This is a genomic window from Haloechinothrix aidingensis (assembly GCF_013450155.1).
GTDB lineage: Bacteria > Actinomycetota > Actinomycetes > Mycobacteriales > Pseudonocardiaceae > Haloechinothrix > Haloechinothrix aidingensis.
On sequence record NZ_JACCKD010000009.1, the window covers coordinates 170,965 to 191,259 of the forward strand.

The window sequence follows — 20,295 nt, forward strand, 5'->3', positions numbered from 1 at the left end:
GCACCCGTAGGATCGCGGTGTGGACCCGGACCTACCCGAGTTCCGGATCAGTGATGCTGACCGGCAGGAAGCGCTGGACGCGCTGAGCGAGCACGTCCGCGACGGGCGGCTGGACATCGACGAGTACGGTGAGCGATCGGCTCGGGTCACCACGATCAAGACGCTCGGCGAGCTCGCCGAGATCTTCGTCGACCTGCCCCGGCCCCGACCAGCCGTGCTGGATCGTCCCGCACGACGCCGGGAACCGGCCGAGAACGCTCCCGCCACGCGCCCGGCCCGCTCCCCCGGCACGTGGCTGGCGTCCAGCGCCGTGCCGCTCTCGGCGATCCTGGCCATCGTCTTGTACTTCACCATCGCCCGGGGCATGTTCCTGGTATTCCTGATCCCCGTCGTGGTGGCCCTGCTGGTCGGCGCGGCGAACGGGCGCGGCCGGCCGGACGCGCGCTGACCGGCGCGCACACCCGCCGCGGGCAGCGAGTAGCGTCGGACCCGTGGAGCCCGTTGAGATCAACGCCGGAACGTACTACCTACGGCAGCTACGCGCGGACGACCGGATCGACGACCGTCCCGCCCTGCTCGAAGCCTTCGCGGACCTCGAGACACAGCGGTATCGCAGCTCTCGCATCGCTGACCTGGACACCGCTACGGACTACATCCGCACCCGCGAGCGGGAGTGGGCCAGTGACGAGCGCTACACCTGGGTGGTAGCCGACCAGACCACCGGAGCCCTGCTCGGCGAGGTGGATCTCAAGAACATCGACCCCGTGGACCGGACAGCCGAGCTCAGCTGCTGGACCCTTCCCGCGCACCGCGGGAAGGGCATCATCACACCCGCGATCCAGGCCGTGCTGCGGTTCGCCTTCGGCGGGCTCGGGCTGCACCACATCTCGTACCAGCACGCGGCGAGCAACCTGGTCTCGCGGCGAGTTGCCGAGAAGTGCGGCTTCACGCTGGACGGCACCCTTCGCGAAGCCATCGTCATCGACGACAAGCCAGAGGACCTGCTCGTCTGGTCCCGGCTGTCCACCGACGGCTGAGCACCGGCGCCTGCCCGCCGGGTCAGCGCTGCTTGCCCAGGTCGAGCGCGTCCAGGTGCGGGCGCACGTCCGGGGCGGCCCGCCTGCTGGCGTCCGCGGCCTCGTCGTCGGGCTGGGACTGCGAGTCACGCTCGGCAGCCACCCGCGCGACATAGGTATCCACCTCGCTCTCGGTGGTCTTGCCGGACCATCCGAGTATCCCAGCCATGATCTCGGCGACCTGGCGCGCGCAGTCCACACCCCTGTGCGGGTACTCGATCGCGATCCGTGTGCGCCGCGCGAGGACGTCCTCCAGGTGCAGCGCGCCCTCGTGACTGACCGCGTACGCCACCTCGACACGCAGGTAGTCCGGTGCGTGCTCCAGGGGGCGCAGCCATTCCGGCTCGTTCTCGGCAAGGGCCAGCAGCTCGTGCACCAGCGCCCCGTACCGGTTCAGCAGGTGACGCAACCGGTACGGGTGCAGACCGTACTGCGCTGCCAGCCGGTCGGCCTGGTTGACCAGCGCGTGATACCCGTCCGCCCCCAGCAGCTGCACCTTGTCGGTGATCGAGGGCTGCACCCTCGTCGGCAGATCGATCGCGGCGGCGTTGACCGCGTCGGCGGCCATCACCCGGTAGGTCGTGTACTTGCCACCAGCGATCGCGACCAGGCCTGGAGCCACCCGCGCGACGGCGTGCTCGCGGGAGAGCTTGGATGTCTCCTCGCTCTCCCCGGCGAGCAACGGGCGCAACCCGGCATAGACGCCCTCGATGTCGTCGTGCGTCAGCGGCGTGGCGAGTACCGCGTTGATCTCACCGAGGATGTAGTCGATGTCCTGCTTGGTGGCCGCGGGGTGCGCGAGGTCCAGTCGCCAGTCGCTGTCCGTCGTGCCGAGGATCCAGTGATTGCCCCACGGGATCACGAACAGCACCGACGACTCGGTGCGCAGGATCATGCCCGACTCGGAGACGATCCGGTCGCGCGGGACCACCACGTGCACGCCCTTGCTGGCCCGCACCCTGAAGCGGCCTCGGCTACCCGAGAGCTGCTGCAGCTCGTCGGTCCACACCCCGGTGCAGTTGACGACCGCACCCGCCGGGACCTCCACTTCCCGGCCGTCCTCGACATCCCGGACGCGCACGCCGGAGACCCGGTCGGCCTCGTGCAGGAAGTCGACGACCTGGGTCGAGGTGCGTACCACGGCTCCGTACCGGGCGGCCGTCCGTGCCAGCATCATCGTGTACCGCGAGTCATCGACCTGCGCGTCGTAGTAGCGGATGCCCCCGACCAGCGAGTCCCGTCGCAGCGCGGGGACCATCCGCAGCGCACCCGCTCGGGTCAGGTGTTTCTGTCCGGGTACCGAGCGGGCTCCGCCCATCGTGTCGTACAGGAACAGCCCCGCCGCGGTGTAGGGGCGCTCCCACACCCTGTGCGTCAGCGGGTACAGGAAGCTGACGGGCCTGACCAGATGCGGAGCCAGCTTGGTGAGCATCAGCTCCCGCTCGGCGAGCGCTTCGCGCACCAGGGAGAACTCCAGCTGCTCCAGGTACCGCAGACCCCCGTGCACCAGCTTGCTCGAGCGGCTCGACGTTCCCGACGCGAGATCGCGCGCCTCCACCAGCGCGACCCGCAGCCCCCTCGTGGCCGCGTCCAGCGCTGTCCCCGCACCGACCACGCCACCACCGATCACGACGAGATCGAAGGACTCCTTACCCAGTCGCTGCCACGCGTCCTCCCGGTCCACGACACCCAGGCGACCGATTCCCGACCAGCTGGCCGTACGCGCTTGCCTGCCCACCGCGCGCTCCTCTCGACGTCAACGATGGTGTCACGGTAACCCTGCGCGCACGCGTGTGCCCGGATCGGCCCGCGCACGGTTATGACACGTCCGGTTCGGACTACCCACGCCAGCTCGCCGGTACACGGCACGCTCCGGTCCCGTCGGCGGCAGGCGAACGGCGATCGGTCCGACTGCTAGTCCAGGTCGTCGTGCCGCATGAGTTGCCGCCCGGCCTCGGTCAGCGAGCCGGACAGCGAGGGGTACACCGCGAAGGTCAGCGCGAGGTCGTGTGCGGTGAGCTGGTTCTGCACGGCAAGGGCGATGGGCAGGATCTGCTCGCTGGCCATCGGGGCCACCACGACACCCCCGATGACCACTCCGGTGGCGGGCCGGCAGAACAGCTTCACGAACCCGTGCCGGAGCCCTTCCATCTTCGCGCGCGGATTCGTCGCGAGCGGCAGCATGATCGTGCGAGCCGGTACCTCGCCCGCGTCGATCGCCTGCTGGCTGATGCCCACCGTGGCCAGCTCAGGGTGGGTGAACACGTTCGCGGCCACCGTCTTGAGCTTGATCGGGGACACGCCCTCACCGAGCGCGTGCCACATCGCGATCCGACCCTGCATGCTGGCGACCGAGGCCAGCATGAGCAGCCCCGTGCAGTCACCGGCGGCATAGATACCCGAGGCGCCGGTACGGGAGACCCGGTCGACCGGGACGAAGCCGCGCGAGTCCGTCTCGATCCCGACCGTCTCCAGTCCGATGCCGGTGGTGTTCGGAACCGAGCCGACGGTCATCAGCGCGTGGCTGCCCTCGATCGTGCGACCGTCGCTGAGGTGTACGACCACCCCGTCCCCGGCGCGTTCGACCTTCTCCGCGCGGGCGTGCTTGGCCAGCGTGGCACCCCGCTGGCTGAACACCTCCTCGATCACGGCCGCGGCGTCGGCGTCCTCGTGCGGCATGATGCGGTCCCTGCTCGAGACCACCGTGACGCGCACCCCCATCTCGGTATAGGCCGAGGCGAACTCCGCGCCGGTCACGCCGGAGCCGACCACGATCAGATGCTCCGGCATCTCGTCGAGGTCGTAGAGCTGGCGCCAGTCCAGTATCCGCTCCCCGTCGGGAACCGCACCCGGCAGCACGCGCGGGGTCGCACCGGTGGCGATGAGTACGAAGTCCGCGGTGAGTCTCTCGGTCTCGCCGCCATCGACAGTCACCTCGACCTCGTGGACGGCCAGGCCCGGTTCGGCATCACACAGCCGGGCGGTGCCGGTGAGCACCCGCACGCCTTCACGCTGGACCCGCGCCTTGATGTCGGCCGACTGGGCGAGCGCGAGGCCCTTGACCCGGCCGTGCACGACGTGGTTGTCGACCGTGACGTTGTCCAGGTCCAGCGACACCCCCAGCTCACCCATACCGTGTAGCCCGGCTCGCGCGCCCGACGTGGCGATGAGTGTCTTCGACGGCACACAGTCGTAGAGGACACAACCGCCGCCGAGGGCGTTCTGGTCGATCACGGTCACGTCAGCACCATGCTGGGCGGCGACCAGCGCCGACTCGTAGCCTGCGGGCCCACCACCCATGATCACGATCCTGGTCACGCGGCCTCCTCCGCTCGACAGTCTGAGCCACTGCCACCGTACGTGGCGACTGCCTGAACGTGCTCAGCACCCGAGGCGCTGCTACCGTGAACGCACAGTTCCCGCACGCCGATGATCAACGAGCTACTAGGCTGTCGACCGTGCCTCTTTACGCCGCTTATGGATCCAACATGGATCCCGCGCAGATGATGGAGCGCGCACCCTTGTCTCCCCTCGCCGGCACCGGCTGGCTCGAGGGGTGGCGACTGACGTTCGGAGGAGAGGACGTCGGGTGGGAAGGGGCCCTCGCCACGATCGTCGAGGATCCCGAGTCCCGGGTGTTCGTCGTGCTCTACGACGTGAGCACGTTCGACGAGGACAGGCTGGACCGCTGGGAAGGCGGGGAGCTGTTCCTGCACAACAAGATCCGGTTGCGCGTACAGACGATGGAAGGCGACGTGCTCGCCTGGTTCTACGTGCTGGACGCCTACGAGGGCGGCCTGCCGTCGGCACGCTACCTCGGCATGCTGGCGGACGCGGCCGAAGCCGCGGGCGCCCCCGCCGACTACGTGGCCAACCTACGTACCCGGCCGTGTATCGGGATCGGCCCCTGAACCCACCGTGTCGGGCACGTCGGCACCCCGTGTCGGGCGTTCCGGCACCCCGTGTCGGGTGCGGCTACAGCCCTCGGTGCCGGAACGCCGCCCGCAGCTCGGCCAGCAGGCGTGCCGGCTCGGCGAGGTCGGCTGCCGTGGCCCTCACCACGAGCCATCCGCGACGCCGCAGGTCCTCCTCCCGCGCCGCGTCCGCCGCGCGGCGATCCGCGTGTGCCGCATACCCGTCGTACTCCAACGCGATGCGGGCCTGCTCCCACGCGAAGTCCAGGCGATAGATCTCGCACCCGGCGACCGAGCGAACGACGTACTGCGAAGCCGGCGGTGGGAACCCGCCGTCGACGACCACGAGCAGGACGGAGCTCTCCGCAGGCGATTCGGGCAGACCCGTGGCGAGCTCGAGCACCTGCTCGGCTTTGCGCCGTCCCCTGCGGTCGGGACGCGCCAGGAGGCGGCGCCGCAGCCCCTCCTTGACCGCCTCCCGCCGCGCGGGCTCGACCGTGGCCAGCGCCTGGTCACAACAAGCCAGAGCCGTCCTCCTCGAACGCCCGCACAGCAGGTCGGTCAGGGCCCTGTCCACCGCGTGCACCGGTAGACCCGACAGCTCGACGACATCCCCCGGCTCGGTGGGCCCGTGATGCAGCACGACACCCGGGCGGCGGGCGGGCCACCGGTCGTAGGGCACCTGTACGTGTACGGGTGCCGGTTCGGCGGCATCGCAACCGTGCAGGTACAGCGCCGTCCGGTCGGCAAGCACAGCACCCTCACCGATCGAGAGCACCGCGGCGGCGGAGCGAGTCCATGGCTCGGTCAGGCGCGACCTGTCGACCAGGACTCCGGGCCACAGCGCGATGAGCCGCCCATCACGCAGCCCCGACCGGACCGCGTAGCGGCCCGCACGCTCCAGCGCCACCGCTCGAGTACAGGCACCGTGCAGGGCGTCGGCAACGAGGTCGTCCACGCACCCCAACCTGCCCGCGCAGCGCGTCGGCCGGGAGCATCGGACGGACATCCGTGGAAAACCGATCGGTTGTGGACAACCGCGCCATCGTGGCGGCTGAATTGCCCAACTCGGGGTGCCGGAACGGTCGACACGGAGTGCCGGGGCGCCCGGCGCGGTCAGGAGGCGAGGACCGTGTGTACGAGGGTGCGGGCACCCACCAGCAGTGCGCGCTCATCCAGCTCGAAGGTCCCCTGGTGGATGTCCCGCACCGGACCGTGGCCCGGCCAGACTCCCAGACGGGCGAAAGCCCCCGGAACATGTTCGAGGTACCAGCCGAAGTCCTCCCCTCCGGAGGACTGTTCGATGTCGACGAGCGCGTCCGAGCCCAGTGCAGCCGCCGCACCCACGCGCAGCTGCGCGGTACTGTCCTCGTCACAGACAACGGGCGGGACGCCGCGCCGGTAGTCGAAGTCGAGCTCCACCCCCGTCGGCGCGACCAGCGCCTCGACCGCGGAGGCCACGAGCGGCTCCAGCTCACGCCAGACCTCTCGGTCCGCCGTACGCAACGTGCCGAGCAGCGAGCCGTGCTCGGGCACCGTGTTCGGCGCATCCCCGGCATGCACCGAACCCCACGTCAGCACCGTGCCGGAGCGAGGGTCGACGCGCCTGGACAGCACACCGGGCAATCCCGTGACCACCGTGCCCAGCGCGTGCACCAGATCGGCCGTCAGGTGCGGGCGCGCGGTGTGCCCTCCAGGCGAGCTCAGTCGCAGCGAGACGAGATCGGCCGCCGAGGTGACCGCACCGGTACGGGTCCCGATCGTGCCGACCGGAAGGTGCGGGGCACAGTGCAGGGCGAAGATCCGGTCGACGCCGTCGAGCCAGCCCTCCGAGATCACGTCCAGCGCGCCGCCGTGCATGACCTCCTCCGCGGGCTGGAAGATCAGACGCACCTTCACCGGCAGCTCGGGGGCAGCGGTCAGCGCCATGGCCGTGGCCATCAGGATCGCCGTGTGCGCGTCGTGCCCGCAGGCATGCGCGACACCGTCCACGGACGAGGCGAACGGGAGACCGGTGGCCTCGGTGATCGGGAGCGCGTCCATATCGGCCCGCAGCGCGACGCAGGTGTCCCCGCTACCGATGTCACAGACGACACCGGTCCCGCAGGAGAGCACGGTCGGCCGCAGGCCGAGCGAACGCAGCACCGACTCGACGAGCTCGGTGGTGCCGTACTCCCGGTTCGACAACTCCGGATTGGCGTGGATATGCCTGCGCCAGGCCACGACATCGGACACACTGCGCGTCAAGCTCTGCTCCAGCCACTCCGGTCCGCGCCCGGCGGCGAGATCCGGTACGGACGCCACGCTGACACCGCTCGCCGTGATCGCACAGTCGAGCGAGGCATCGGTGATGGCCCGCTGGTCGCCACGATCACCGGGCACCTCTGGCCGCGAGAACACAACTGTCATTGGCCACCTCCACAGCGGGAACCGACGACGGCGCGCGAAGTCTGCGGAGGCAACGCAGATCGTGGGGCAGTCATGGTGGTACGCATTTGCCACTCATTGTGCATGATGCCGGAGCGAGTTGTGCGCCGATTCACGTAGCGACGAGACAGCCGGTCGCTCGAATGCGGCGAATGGTTACACAGAGTTCGCCCGGGCGGTAACGCAGGACCGCAGCCCGACGGTGATCAGCCGCTCGACGGGTTCCGGCGTTTGGAGCGCACGTGCCGACCCCAGAGGACGATGCCGAGCAGCAGCACCGCGGCTCCCCCGACGATGAGCTTGTCGTCGCTGTCCTTCGCGTCAGGATCGAGGCGCGGCCCCTCTCTCGGACTGCCCTCCTCGCCGGAACCGTCCCCGTCCTGGTCCTGCTCCTGCTCCTGCTCTTGGGCCTGCTCTTGGGCCTGCTCGGCCACGACCTCCGGATCGCTGGCCGCGCTCGGCGTGCCCGGCACGGTATGCTCCTCCGGGCCTGCCAGCCCGAGCGTCGGCACCAGCGCGGCGATCACTCCGACGAGCAGTAGCGTGAACGCCACGCCGCGCACCTTCGTCATCACGCTGCCTTCCGGTCCGGTTTCCGTAGCCCACATCCGGCCCCTCGTACGGCCCCCGTACGAGCCCGCGATCGCCCCGCGAGCAGGCCCGGGAACGACATCGCCCTTGACAGTGTGCCGGTTCGACCACGGTGTGTCATCTCGGCACGCTGACCGCGCGGTGTTACCAGGACCCGCTACTGGAGCTCGCTGCTGGGCCCGTCGTGCGAGAAGGCGCTCAGTATCCGGTGCGCGGCCAGCGCCGGGGTGAGCTCCCCGTCCCGCACCGCCTGCTCGACGTCCGGTACGAGGTCACGGACACCCGGGTGCCGCTCCAGCCGCGAGAGCAGCTCGTCCCGCACCATCGACCAGGTCCAGTCCACCTGCTGCTGCCTGCGCTTCTCCGCGAGAGACCCGGACGACTCCAGCGACTCGTGATGGGTGACGAGCCGCTCCCAGACAGTGTCCAGGCCCGTACCGCTGAGGCCGCTGCAGGTCAGTACCGGTGGCGTCCAGTCGGCATCCGGGCCGTAGAGCAGGCGGAGCGCGCCCTGCAGCTCCCGTGCGGCCTTACGCGCCTGCTGCTGGTACTCGCCATCGGCCTTGTTCACCGCGATGACGTCGGCGAGCTCGAGCACGCCCTTCTTGATGCCCTGCAGCTGGTCACCGGTGCGGGCCAGCGTCAGGAACAAAAAGGAGTCCACCATGTTCGCCACGGTGACCTCGGACTGGCCGACGCCGACGGTCTCGACGAACACGATGTCGTGTCCCGCCGCCTCCATCAGCACGATGGTCTCCCGCGTCGCCCGGGCCACCCCACCCAACGTGCCCGACGTCGGCGAGGGCCGGATGAACGCGCCCGGCTCAACGGCCAGCCGTGCCATGCGCGTCTTGTCCCCGAGAATGCTGCCGCCGGAACGTGTCGACGAGGGGTCGACGGCGAGCACGGCCAGTCGGTGACCCTTCTCGAGCAACATGCTTCCGAGCCCGTCGATGAACGTCGACTTGCCGACGCCGGGGACCCCGGTGATGCCCACTCGCATCGACCGCCCCGCGTGCGGCAGGAGCCGCGTCAGCAGCTCCTGTGCCTGCGCGCGATGCTCGGCACGGCTGGACTCGACCAGCGTGATCGCCCGGGAGAGCGTGCCCCGGTCGCCTGCCAGGACTCCCTCGGCGTACGAGGCCACGTCGATCTTCTTGGGCGGCATGGGGTCAGTATTCCTCGCAGGGTTCCTCGCGGGTCGTCGCTACGTCAGGCGGGTGGGTTGCCCGCCACACGCGCCCCCACCCACAACGCCGTGGCCACCACTCAGTGCTCACCGTGCAGCTTGTCCAGCAGGTCGATGGCGGCATCGGCGATCACTGTCCCGGGCGGGAAGATCGCGGCGGCCCCTGCCTCCCGCAACGCGTCGAAGTCCTGCGGTGGAACCACGCCGCCCACGACGACCTGTATGTCCGCGCGGTCCAGCTCCGCGAGCTCGGCACGTAGCGCGGGAACGAGCGTGAGGTGCCCGGCCGCGAGCGAGGACACCCCGATCACGTGCACGTCGGCTTCCACAGCCTGGCGCGCCACCTCGGCAGGGGTGGAGAACAGGGGGCCGACGTCGACATCGAAGCCGATGTCCGCGAAGGCTGTGGCGATCACCTTCTGGCCCCGATCGTGACCATCCTGCCCCATCTTCGCCACCAGGATGCGCGGGCGCCTGCCCTCCTCCTCGGCGAAGGCCTCCACCTTGTTCCTGGCCGCCTCCACGTGCGGAGACGAGCCGACCTCGTCGCGATACACACCGGATATCGTACGAATCTGCCCGGAGTGCCTACCCCAGATCCGCTCCAGCGCCTCGGAGATCTCACCGACGGTGGCCTTGGCACGCGCCGCGTCGATGGCCCTGGCGAGCAGGTTCGTCGACATGTCCGTGGAGTCCGCGGACGCCTCCCCCGCGGCGGTCAGCGCGCGCAGCGCCTCGCCGACGGCATCGTCGTCCCGCTCCGCGCGCAGCCTGTGCAGCTTGTCCAGCTGCTGCGCGCGTACCTCCGCGTTGTCGACCTGGCGCACGTCGATCTGCTCGGAGTCCTCCCCCTCCGGCACCGGGTAGGTGTTCACGCCGATCACCGGCTGCCTGCCGGAGTCGATCCGCGCCTGCGTGCGCGCGGCCGCCTCCTCGATACGCATCTTGGGGATACCGGCCTCGATCGCCTTGGCCATGCCTCCCGCGGCCTCGACCTCCTCGATATGCGCCCACGCACGGCGGGCGAGGTCGTAGGTGAGCCGCTCGACGAAGTGGCTGCCGCCCCACGGGTCGACCACGTTCGTCGTACCGGACTCGTGCTGCAGGAGCAGCTGGGTGTTGCGCGCGATACGTGCCGAGAAGTCCGTCGGCAGTGCCAGCGCCTCGTCCAGGGCGTTGGTGTGCAGCGACTGGGTATGTCCCTGCGTGGCGGCCATCGCCTCGACACAGGTACGCGTGACGTTGTTGAACACGTCCTGTGCGGTCAGTGACCAGCCGGAGGTCTGGCTGTGCGTGCGCAGGCTCAGCGACTTCTCCGAGGAAGGGCCGAACCGCTTGACGAGCTTGGCCCACAGCAGCCGCGCGGCCCGCATCTTGGCGACCTCGGTGAAGAAGTTCATCCCGATCGCCCAGAAGAACGACAGCCGGGGCGCGAACGAGTCGATGTCCAGCCCGGCATCGCGTCCCGCGCGGATGTACTCGACACCGTCGGCCAGGGTGTAGGCCAGCTCCAGATCAGCGGTCGCCCCGGCTTCCTGCATGTGGTACCCGGAGATGGAGATCGAGTTGAAGCGCGGCATGCGCTGCGAGGTGTAGGCGAAGATGTCCGAGATGATCCGCATCGACGCCTGGGGCGGGTAGATGTAGGTGTTGCGGACCATGAATTCTTTGAGGATGTCGTTCTGGATCGTGCCCGCGAGCTGCTCGGGAGCCACACCCTGCTCCTCGGCCGCCACCACGTACAGCGCCATCACCGGCAGCACCGCGCCGTTCATCGTCATCGACACGCTCATCCTGTCGAGCGGGATGCCGTCGAAGAGCTGGCGCATGTCGTAGATCGAGTCGATGGCCACGCCCGCCATACCCACGTCCCCGGACACCCGGGGGTGGTCGGAGTCGTACCCGCGGTGGGTGGCCAGGTCGAACGCCACCGAGAGCCCCTTCTGCCCGGCCGCGAGGTTGCGCCGGTAGAACGCGTTGGACTCCTCGGCTGTAGAGAATCCCGCGTACTGCCGCACCGTCCACGGCTGGTTGACATACATCGTCGGGTAGGGGCCGCGCACGAACGGCGCGATACCGGGATAGCCGTCCAGGAAGTCCAGGTCCGCGGTGTCCTGCTCGTCGTACACCGGCTTGATCGAGATACCTTCCGGCGTCTCCCACACGCGCGCGTCGGCGTCCTTACCGGTGTTGGCCTGTACCGCGGCCGCCCAGTCGCCGGCATCCGCGCGTTCCGGCGTGCCGAGGGGGATCTCGCTGAAGTCGGGGACGCGCCTGGCGTCGCCGGCGCCGGCTTCGGTCTCACTCATCGGGCCACTCCCAACGTGTCCAGGGTCGCGGTGAGGATGCCCAGCGCGTCACAGCCGATATGCACGAACCCGGTCACCCCCGCGCTCCGGTGCTGCTCGTCCGGTTTACCGGCGAGCAGCACAGCTTCGGCCCCCGCCGTGCGCAGTGCCTCGACCACCGCACCCGCCTGCTCGCGGTAGGCGGAGTCGGTCCCGCACAGGCACACCGCCGTCGTCTCGCTGGCGGTGTAGGCGGCGACCAGCTCCTCGATCGTCGCTGTCTCCCCGGGATTGACCGCCTCGATGCCGCCCGCCTCGAGGAGGTTGGCGGCGAACGTCGCCCGCGCGGTGTGCGCGGCGAGCGGGCCGAGCGTCGCGAGGAAGACCCTCGGACGCCTGCCGTGCGTGGCCAGGTGCGCGTCCGAACGGTCCCGCAGCTCCTCGTAGGCCTGCGCGTACCGGCGCCTCGGCAGCCCGCCCGAGGAGTCCCCGCTTTCCGCCCACGGCTCGCGCCGCACCGGCTCCTCACCGAGCAGCGGGTACTCGCTCACCCCGGTAATCGGGTCGTCCCGCGTAGCCAGCCGCGCGGACCGCTGCTGCCAGGTTCGCTCGAGCCGCTCGGCCACGAAGCCGGAGTCCAGTGCGGCCTCGATACCGCCTGCTGCCTCGATCGCCTGGAACTCCTGCCACGCCGCATGCGCGAGCGCGTCGGTCAGGCTCTCCACGTACCAGGAACCGCCCGCCGGGTCGGTGACACCGGCCAGTTTGGACTCGGCGAGCAGGATCGAGCTCGTGTTGCGCGCGATCCGCCGCGCGAAGCCGTCCGGCTTGCCGATGGCGGCGTCGAAGGGCTGCACGGTGATCGCGTCGGCGCCGCCGACAGCGGCCGCGAAGCAGGCCACGGTCCCGCGCAGCATGTTCACCCACGGGTCGCGGGTGGTCAGCGACGCCGGGGACGTCACGGCATGCTGGCGCTGGGCGGCCGCGGACGAGGTCACGCCGCAGACCTGGCACACCCGCGCCCACATCCGACGCGCGGCGCGCAGCTTGGCGATGGTCAGGAACTGGTCGGTACTGGCCGCGTAGCGGAACTCGAGCTGGGCCGCGGCGGCATCCGGGGACAACCCCGCAGCGGTGAGGGCGCGCAGGTACGCGACGGCGCCCGCCATCGACGCACCGAGCTCCTGGGCGTCGGAACCCCCGGCCTCGTGGTACGGCAGCGCGTCCACCGTGATCGCGTGCACGTGTTCGTAGCTGCCGGACACGCGCAACGCCAGCTCCACGGCCTGGGAGATGTCGTGTTCCCGGCCCGTGCGGGCGCGCAACCCCACCGGGTCGGCACCGAGCGTGCCGACCGCCCTGCTCGCCGGGATGTCCTGATCGGCGAAGAGCTCGAGCAGGGCATCTGCGGCCGCCGGGTAGTCGGCACCCGCGTCGAGGGCCACTGGGGCAAGGTCGATATGCACACCGGCCAGCGCGTCGGCGAGGGAGTCGAGCGGGACGGCGTCACCGCCTGCCGTTCCGGTCCGCAGCCAGATCGAGTTGGCCCCGTTCTCCAGGTCGGCCAGTATGGCGCGGTTGGTCGCGGCGACGTCCGGATCTGCATGCCGGACCCGGGTGTCCCACCCGGTCATCACCCGGCCTTCGGGCTGGTCGCCCCGGATGTACGGCGGCAGCCCCGGTAGCCCGGGCTCGCCGGCGCTCGCCGGAACGTCCTCCGCCGTGTACAGCGGGTCCCTGGCGATGCCGTCGTAGGTGGTGCTGATCAGCAGGCGTTCCGGTTCGGCCGGTGCGGACTCCGCGTCGAGCATGCCGGTCTTGCGGAGCGCGGCAGCCACCTGTTCACGCCACTGCTGACGGGTCGGGGCCGGGAACTCGCCGCCAAGGGTGAGTTCCTCGGGCGCGGACGACGACGTTGTCATAACTCGTCATGCTAAAGCCAAACGCACGCGACACGATGTGACGCGGGTCGCCCTCGCGCGACTCGATCGGACCACGTTCCGGTGCATTCGACCTCGTCAGCTCGGACACAGCGGGCTGCGTCCGACACAATACGTGTGTGGCATCGCACGATTCAGGTCCCGCTGACGGGAACACCGGCGAGCCGCTCGTCGTCGCGGACCGCTACCGCCTGCACGTCCCGCTCGGCACGGGGGCGATGGGCACCGTGTGGTCGGCCTTCGACGACTTCCTGCGTCGATGGGTAGCCGTCAAGCTCGTCTACCTCGAGCACGCCCTGCCTGCCGAGACGGCTGAGCGGATGCGGCAGCGCACGCTGCGCGAGGCCCGCGCCGTCGCGGGGATCAGCCACCCCAACGTGATCACCCTGCACGACGTGGTCACCTCCGACGGCGAGCCGTGCATCGTGATGGAGCTGCTGCCGGCACGCAACCTCGCCGGTCTCATCGCCGACCTCGGGCCACTATCGGTGCCGCAGGTCGCCACGGTCGCCGACGCGGTCGCGGCTGCGCTGGAGGCGGCGGAGGCCGCCGGAGTCACTCACCGCGACGTCAAACCCGGCAACGTGTTGGTCTGCCGGGACGGCAGGGCCAAGCTCACCGACTTCGGGATCGCCGCACACGCCACCGACGCCACGCGGGACAGCGGGCACCTCCTGCTCGGCTCCCCCGCGTACATGGCTCCCGAGGTCGCATCCGGCCATGGCGCGGGACCGGAGGCCGACCTGTGGGGACTCGGCGCGACCATGTTCGCCGCGCTGTCCGGCCACCCGCCGTACGACGAGGCAGACGACGCCATGGCGACGGTCCGCGCGGTTGCGCACGACCCCGTGCCCCGCCTCCCGGACGGCCCTCTCTCCGACATCGTGACCGCGCTGATGCGGAAGGACCCCGGGCTCCGGCCGGGCCCGCCCGAGGTTCGGCAGGCACTCGCCGCCCACCGCGCCGCGCCCGGCGCGCAGCTGTTCCCGGAGTCGCTGTTTCCCCGCACGGGAGTCGCCCCCGACGGTGCCCCGGAGAGTGCCGAGCCGCCCGGCGATGTGCCCGGCGATGCGCGCCCCGCAGGCGGGGCCCACGCAGGTGCCACTCCGGACTTCCAGCAGGAGGCGGTGGCAGCTCCCGAGCGCGCGGCGCCGCTGGCCGCCGACCCCGGGCCGTTGCCGTTCGGCGGGCGGGACACGGTGCGCACCGGCGGTCCGGCGACCTCGATCGCGCTCGCCGTGACGGCCGTGCTGCTGTTCTGCCTGTCCGCCTCGGCAGGCACCGCGGCCACACGCTGGGCAGCGGGCGCCGAGATCGTGCCTGCCACCGTGCTCGGCGGCGGGGCCGATGACGGTTCCACCGGCGAGTACGCCTACCGGTACGGCAGCCGCACCGGAAACGCGGGCAGCACGAGCGGGGCCGGCGCGGCGCCGTTCACCGTCCCGGTCCCGCAGGGGTGGACCACCTTCGTGAGCCGGCACGACTTCCGCGAGCTACCGGCAAGCACCCGGACCGAGTACGTCTCCGGCGACGGAGTGGCCGTCATCACGGTCGAACGTTTCCCGGACTACTTCGACCACTACGAGCTCGACGACTACCTCGACGAGCTCGATACGGAGGTGCACCGGGGTGGCATCGAGCTCGGTACGCGGGAGGGCGTGGATCCGCCCGAGGGCACCGAAGCGGCGACGGCCGTACGCTACCGCGTGCCGGCGGGCGGCGACCACGAAGCGCACGTGCCGAGGCGCACCACGACCGCCCACCTCGCACGGTCCGGCACCGAGATGTGGCTGGTCGGCGTGACCGTGCCCACCCGCGATGAGGACGCCGGGCACCGGATACTGACCGAACGGGTCGCGCCGGGCTTCACCGTGCTCGGGTGACGCGCGGCGACCGCACGCTACCGGCGCCCGCCCGCGTGCGCCGGTAGCCGCGCTCGACAGCCTGTGACCGGGAGACCTTGCACTCCGTAGCACAATAGCGAAAAATCACCTGACTGAGTGATCGATAGAACGATACGGGGGCACCCACCGTGAGTGGACGACATCGCTCCGGCCCGCGCGCGAAGCGGCGTACCGGGACGATCGCGGCGGCAGTCTCCGGACTCGTCGCGGTTCTCGTCGCGGCCGCGGGGCTGGTCTGGGGAGTTTTCGACGGGCCGGGCTGCGGCGGCGGCGAGCCGTTCATCGTGGACGCGGCCCCGAGCATCGCGCCCGCTCTCACCGAGTTCGCCGAAGAGGACCTCCCGAACGCGGACGGGGAGGCAGCCTGCCTCGACCCCGAGATCCGTGCCACCGAGCCGGCGTCGGTGGCCGGGTCCTACCACGCGGACAACGGGAGCCCGGACCACACCGAGGAGGACGGCACCGCCCTGTGGATCCCCGACTCCACGCTCTGGCTCAAACGAACCCACGCCGAGGACGAGTCCGTACCCGAGCACGGCTCCTCGATAGCGACCAGCCCGGTCGTGCTGGCCACCACCGACGAGCACGCGAGCGACGCCGGGTGGCCGGATGAGCAGCTCACCTGGTCCCGGGTACTCCACGAGGACGCCGTGGCCGGTGCGGTCGACCCGAACTCCAGCGCCGCCTCGCTGCTCGCGGTGATGAGCATCGGCGCGCACGACTGGGACGACGGAACCCGTACACGCATCGTGCAGTCGATGGCCAAGCACTCGATCGCGCCGTCGGACAACCCGTTCAACCGGCTTCCCGGCGGAGGAACGGAACCCACCATCGACGCCTTCCCCACAGCCGAACAGCAGCTGATTCCGGGTGCGCAGGAGGAGCAGGACAGCCCGGCGCCGATCGTGGCGGCCTACCCCGAGGTACCCACGCCGTGGCTGGACTACCCGGCGGTCGTGCTCGCCGAGGGCAATGACGAGCGGCGCGAGGCCGCCGAACAGTTCCGCGACGCGTTGTTCAGCGAGGCCGCCGCCGAGCGGCTTGCCGCGCACGGGTTCCGCGACGTGGACGGCGTGCTCGCCGGGAGTGCCCTGGAGACAGCCACGGGGCACGGGGAGTCCGGCGCCGCAGAGAACCGGGCGGTGCGCACCGACGCGGGCCCAGTTGGGCCACCACCGAGCACCGACCGCGCCGAGTCGGCGCTGGAGAAGTGGGCCACGGTGTCCAAGGAGGGCAGGATGCTGGTGGTACTCGACGTGTCCGGTTCCATGAACGCCACCGTCCCGGGCACCGAGGTCACCCGCATGGAAGCCACCGTGGACGCTGTCGCGCAGGGCATGCACCTGCTCCGGCCGAACACCGATGTCTCTCACTGGGAGTTCGGGCACGAGCTCGATGGTGACAAGCATCACAGGAAACTGTCCCCGTGGCAGGAGGTGAGCGCGCACCTCGCCGAAGGCCTGCCGCAGAAGCTCGACGAGAAGGTGTCCGAGCCGGGCGGCTCCACCGCCCTGTACGACACGACGCTCGCCGCCTACGAGGAGATGCTCGACGCCCGCGACGAGGAACAGCTCAGCGTGATCATCATCTTCACCGACGGCGCGGACGAGAACCCGGACGGCATCTCGCGGGAGGAGCTCCTCGCCGAGCTCGACTCGCACACCGGCTCCGGTAAGGCGGTGCCGGTCGTGTTCATCGGCCTCGGAACCGATGTCGACCCCGCGGAGCTGACGGACATATCCGAGATCACCGGCGGTGAGGTGTTCCTCTCGGAGCAGATCGGCGACCTCGAGGAGATCTTCTTCGACTCGCTGTCCGCCCTCGCCTGCGATACTCCTGGGTGCTGACGGCAACGGTCGGCACCGACAGGCAGCGACCGGTACGGCTGCCGGTACGGGCGAGAAGCGGAAGGAGTCTGCTATCAGCGAGGAGCGCGTGCACGAGGACCCCGCCCGGCGGGCGGCGAGCGCGGCAAGTGAGATCGCGGAACGGACCGGTAGGCAGGCGCACGACGTGGCCGTCGTGCTCGGCTCAGGCTGGCGCCCCGCCGCCGACGTGCTCGGTGAACCCGACACCGAGCTCGATCTGGGCGACCTCACGGGTTTCGCCAAGCCGGGAGCCGTCGGGCACGCGGGGACGCTTCGCTCACTCCGGATCGGCGGGCGACGCGTCCTCGTGTTGCTCGGCCGCACCCACCTCTACGAGGGCAAGGGCGTCGAACCGGTGGTCCATGGGGTGCGTACGGCCGCGGCCACCGGCGTCGGCACCGTGTTGCTCACCAACGCGGCAGGCGGGCTGGATGAGGACCACGCGGTCGGCCAGCCGGTCCTGATCAGCGACCACCTCAACCTCACCGCGCGATCCCCGCTGACGGGTGCGTCGTTCGTGGACCTCACCGACCTCTACTCACCTCGCCTGCGTGAGCACGCCAGGCGGATCGACCCCACGCTGCGCGAGGGCGTCTACGCGGGCCTTCCCGGCCCGCACTTCGAGACTCCCGCGGAGATCCGGATGCTCCGCACGATGGGCGCCGACCTGGTGGGCATGTCCACCGTGCTCGAGGCCATCGCCTGCCGAGCCGCCGGAATCGAGGTGTTCGGGCTGTCCCTCGTGACCAACGCCGCGGCCGGGATCACCGGGCAGCCGCTCGACCACGAGGAGGTACTCGCGGCCGGGCAGGCATCCGCCCGGCGGATGGGTGAGCTGCTCGGCGAGCTGATCTCGGGGACGTGATGGCACCGGACCCCGGCGTGCTCGAGGCGGCCCGCAGGTGGGCGGCAGGCGACGTCGATGAGCGCTGCCGCGCCGAGCTGCACGACCTGATCGACCGGGCCGCCTCCGGGGACGCCGATGCCGCCGCGGAGCTCGATGACCGGATGTCCGGGCCGCTGACGTTCGGCACGGCCGGTCTGCGCGGCCCGCTCCGCGCGGGCCCGAACGGCATGAACAGGGCCGTGGTGGCCCGCACCACAGCGGGCGTCGCCAGGTGGCTGGAGGAGCACGGGCACACCGGCGGGATGGTGCTCGTCGGCAGGGACGCACGGCACGGTTCCGCGGAGCTGGCCACCGAGGCCTCGAGCGTGCTCTCCGGGGCGGGCCTGACCGTCAGCGTGTTCGACGAACCGGTCCCCACGCCCGTGCTTGCCTTCGCCGTCGGCGACCTCGGCGCGGCCGCGGGAATCCAGATCACCGCCTCGCACAACCCCGCGGGCGACAACGGCTACAAGCTCTACGACGCCTCCGGCGCCCAGATCGCCCCGCCCGCCGACGCGGAGATCTCCGCGGCGATCGAGACGGTGCCGGAAGCCACGGCCCTGCCCCGGTCGTGCGACTGGGACCGCCCCGACCCGGCCGTGGTCGACCGCTACCTCGCGCGTGCCGCCACGATGCCTCGCGGAAGGGCACGCGGGATACGTGTCGCGCTCACGCCGCTGCACGGCGTCGGCGCTGCCACCGCTGTCGCCGCGCTGCACCGCGCCGGGTTCGACGACGTGGTCGTGGTGCCCGAGCAGGCCGAGCCGGACCCCGACTTCCCGACCGTGCCCTACCCCAACCCCGAGGAGCCCGGAGCCTGCGACCGGTTGCTCGACCTCGCCGCGTCCTGCCGGGCCGATCTCGCCGTCGCCCTCGACCCGGACGCCGATCGCTGCGCCGTCGGCATCCCGACCCGGCACGCCGCGCACGACGCCTCCCCCGGCTTTCGCATGCTGACCGGGGACGAGACCGGGACGCTACTCGGCGAGCACGTGCTCGCCTCGCTGGATCGAGGGCGGCATCCGGACCCGGTCGTGGCGACGACGATCGTGTCCTCCTCGGCGCTGGCCACGCTCGCACGTGCCCACCGGGTGAGCTACGCCGAGACGCTGACCGGGTTCAAGTGGCTGGTGCGCGCCGCCGACGGCGACAGGTTGGTCTACGCCTACGAGGAGGCCCTCGGGGTGTGCGCGGACCCCGCCGCTGTGCGGGACAAGGACGGCATCACCGCCGCGGTACTCGCGGCCGACCTCGCCGCGACCCGGAAAGCGGCAGGCTCGTCGATCGGGCAGATGCTCGACGAGCTGGCCACCGAGCACGGCGTGTACCTGACCGCCCCCGTCACGGTACGGGTGCGCTCGTCGCGGGAGCTTCCGGAGATCATGCGGCGGATCCGGGCGGACCCGCCGCGACAGCTCGCCGGTCGTACGGTCACGCTCGACGACCTGCTTCCCGGCTCCGACACGCTGCGCTTGACCGGCGCGGGCATCCGCGTCGTCGTACGCCCGTCCGGCACCGAGCCCAAGATCAAGACCTATCTCGAGGTGGTCGAGCAGCCCCCTGAGCAACCCTCACCCGCGGCCCTGGAACAGGTACGGGATTCGGCGGCCGGCACCCTCTCGGCCCTGCGCGCGGACACCCGCGCGCTGCTCGAGGGCTGAACGAGACGAGCGACCGGACCACCCGCCGCAGGCGTGCCGGGGTGCGCGGGCCGCGCTCCGCGCGGCAGCGGCGTGGTGCACAGTGAGGTCATGTCCACCTTGTTGATCGTGCACCACACCCCCTCACCGAACGTGCAGGCGATGTTCGACGCCGTCGTGGACGGCGCGACCACCGACGAGATCGAGGGCGTGACGGTCGTACGCAAGCCGGCCCTCGCCGCGACGGCCTCCGATGTGCTCGAGGCCGACGGTTACCTGCTCGGCACGACCGCGAACCTCGGCTACATGGCCGGGGCGCTCAAGCACTTCTTCGACCAGATCTACTACCCCTGCCTGGACGCCACGAGGGGCAGGCCGTTCAGCTACTACGTGCACGGGGGCAGCGACACCTCGGGCACCACCCGCGGCATCGAGAGCATCGTCACCGGGCTCGGGTGGGAGAAGGCGGCCGAGACGGTGACCATCACCGGCGAACCCGGCAAGGAGGACCTCGAGGCGTGCTGGGAACTGGGCGCCACGCTGGCCGCGAACGTCATGCCGTAGCGCGCCGT

16 protein-coding genes are annotated in these 20,295 nt (G+C 70.8%); 8 read left to right on the forward strand and 8 right to left on the reverse strand.

Annotation, left to right across the window (positions count from 1 at the left end; genetic code table 11):
• Positions 1 to 19: 19 nt before the first annotated feature.
• Positions 20 to 448: a DUF1707 domain-containing protein gene (locus H0B56_RS21155; RefSeq protein ID WP_180894850.1), complete on the forward strand. Its 429-nt coding sequence runs from the start codon at positions 20 to 22 to the stop codon at positions 446 to 448.
• A 43-nt stretch (positions 449 to 491) separates the two neighbouring features.
• Positions 492 to 1,037: a GNAT family N-acetyltransferase gene (locus tag H0B56_RS21160; protein WP_180894851.1), complete on the forward strand. Its 546-nt coding sequence runs from the start codon at positions 492 to 494 to the stop codon at positions 1,035 to 1,037.
• A 22-nt stretch (positions 1,038 to 1,059) separates the two neighbouring features.
• Here H0B56_RS21160 and H0B56_RS21165 read toward each other — a convergent pair whose 3' ends face one another.
• Together H0B56_RS21165 and H0B56_RS21170 are read right to left on the reverse strand one after the other, a co-directional pair.
• On the reverse strand, positions 1,060 to 2,814 hold the full coding sequence (locus tag H0B56_RS21165) for a glycerol-3-phosphate dehydrogenase/oxidase (RefSeq protein WP_343063990.1): 1,755 nt from the start codon (positions 2,812 to 2,814) through the stop codon (positions 1,060 to 1,062).
• A 176-nt stretch (positions 2,815 to 2,990) separates the two neighbouring features.
• Positions 2,991 to 4,394, reverse strand: a complete 1,404-nt coding sequence (locus tag H0B56_RS21170; RefSeq protein ID WP_180894852.1) for an NAD(P)H-quinone dehydrogenase — start codon at positions 4,392 to 4,394, stop codon at positions 2,991 to 2,993.
• Between the two features lie 140 nt (positions 4,395 to 4,534).
• Here H0B56_RS21170 and H0B56_RS21175 point away from each other — a divergent pair, with 140 nt between their 5' ends.
• Positions 4,535 to 4,987 (forward strand): gamma-glutamylcyclotransferase family protein, encoded by a 453-nt coding sequence (locus H0B56_RS21175; RefSeq protein ID WP_089300223.1) that lies wholly within the window; start codon positions 4,535 to 4,537, stop codon positions 4,985 to 4,987.
• A 64-nt stretch (positions 4,988 to 5,051) separates the two neighbouring features.
• Here H0B56_RS21175 and H0B56_RS21180 read toward each other — a convergent pair whose 3' ends face one another.
• From H0B56_RS21180 to H0B56_RS21205, 6 genes are all read right to left on the reverse strand, one after another.
• Complete coding sequence (locus H0B56_RS21180; protein ID WP_343063991.1) at positions 5,052 to 5,948, reverse strand: DUF559 domain-containing protein; 897 nt, start codon at positions 5,946 to 5,948, stop codon at positions 5,052 to 5,054.
• Between the two features lie 158 nt (positions 5,949 to 6,106).
• Entirely contained in the window at positions 6,107 to 7,399 is a 1,293-nt protein-coding gene (locus tag H0B56_RS21185) for an amidohydrolase (RefSeq protein ID WP_180894853.1), read from the reverse strand.
• Positions 7,400 to 7,623: 224 nt separating this feature from the next.
• Positions 7,624 to 8,025, reverse strand: a complete 402-nt coding sequence (locus H0B56_RS21190; protein WP_180894854.1) for a hypothetical protein — start codon at positions 8,023 to 8,025, stop codon at positions 7,624 to 7,626.
• Positions 8,026 to 8,165: 140 nt separating this feature from the next.
• Positions 8,166 to 9,176: a methylmalonyl Co-A mutase-associated GTPase MeaB gene (meaB, locus tag H0B56_RS21195; protein WP_180894855.1), complete on the reverse strand. Its 1,011-nt coding sequence runs from the start codon at positions 9,174 to 9,176 to the stop codon at positions 8,166 to 8,168.
• Positions 9,177 to 9,277: 101 nt separating this feature from the next.
• Positions 9,278 to 11,506 carry a methylmalonyl-CoA mutase gene (gene scpA, locus H0B56_RS21200; RefSeq protein ID WP_180894856.1) on the reverse strand — a complete coding sequence of 743 codons (2,229 nt, stop codon included), beginning with the start codon at positions 11,504 to 11,506 and terminating at the stop codon, positions 9,278 to 9,280.
• A complete protein-coding gene (locus H0B56_RS21205; RefSeq protein WP_180894857.1) occupies positions 11,503 to 13,407 on the reverse strand; it encodes a methylmalonyl-CoA mutase family protein in 1,905 nt (634 codons plus the stop codon). The genes scpA and H0B56_RS21205 overlap by 4 nt, the downstream gene beginning before the upstream one ends.
• 137 nt (positions 13,408 to 13,544) lie before the next feature.
• Here H0B56_RS21205 and H0B56_RS21210 point away from each other — a divergent pair, with 137 nt between their 5' ends.
• The 5 genes from H0B56_RS21210 (at position 13,545) to H0B56_RS21230 (ending at position 20,287) form a co-directional block, all read left to right on the forward strand.
• Positions 13,545 to 15,308: a protein kinase domain-containing protein gene (locus H0B56_RS21210; RefSeq protein ID WP_180894858.1), complete on the forward strand. Its 1,764-nt coding sequence runs from the start codon at positions 13,545 to 13,547 to the stop codon at positions 15,306 to 15,308.
• Between the two features lie 149 nt (positions 15,309 to 15,457).
• On the forward strand, positions 15,458 to 17,176 hold the full coding sequence (locus H0B56_RS21215; protein WP_180894859.1) for a substrate-binding domain-containing protein: 1,719 nt from the start codon (positions 15,458 to 15,460) through the stop codon (positions 17,174 to 17,176).
• Positions 17,177 to 17,264: 88 nt separating this feature from the next.
• Entirely contained in the window at positions 17,265 to 18,062 is a 798-nt protein-coding gene (locus H0B56_RS21220) for a purine-nucleoside phosphorylase (protein ID WP_180894860.1), read from the forward strand.
• The gene (locus H0B56_RS21225) at positions 18,062 to 19,744 is read left to right on the forward strand and encodes a phospho-sugar mutase (protein WP_180894952.1); all 1,683 of its coding nucleotides are present in this window, start codon (positions 18,062 to 18,064) and stop codon (positions 19,742 to 19,744) included. Before H0B56_RS21220 ends, H0B56_RS21225 begins: the two co-directional genes overlap by 1 nt.
• Before the next feature lie 90 nt (positions 19,745 to 19,834).
• Positions 19,835 to 20,287, forward strand: a complete 453-nt coding sequence (locus H0B56_RS21230) for a flavodoxin family protein (RefSeq protein WP_180894861.1) — start codon at positions 19,835 to 19,837, stop codon at positions 20,285 to 20,287.
• Positions 20,288 to 20,295: the final 8 nt, after the last annotated feature.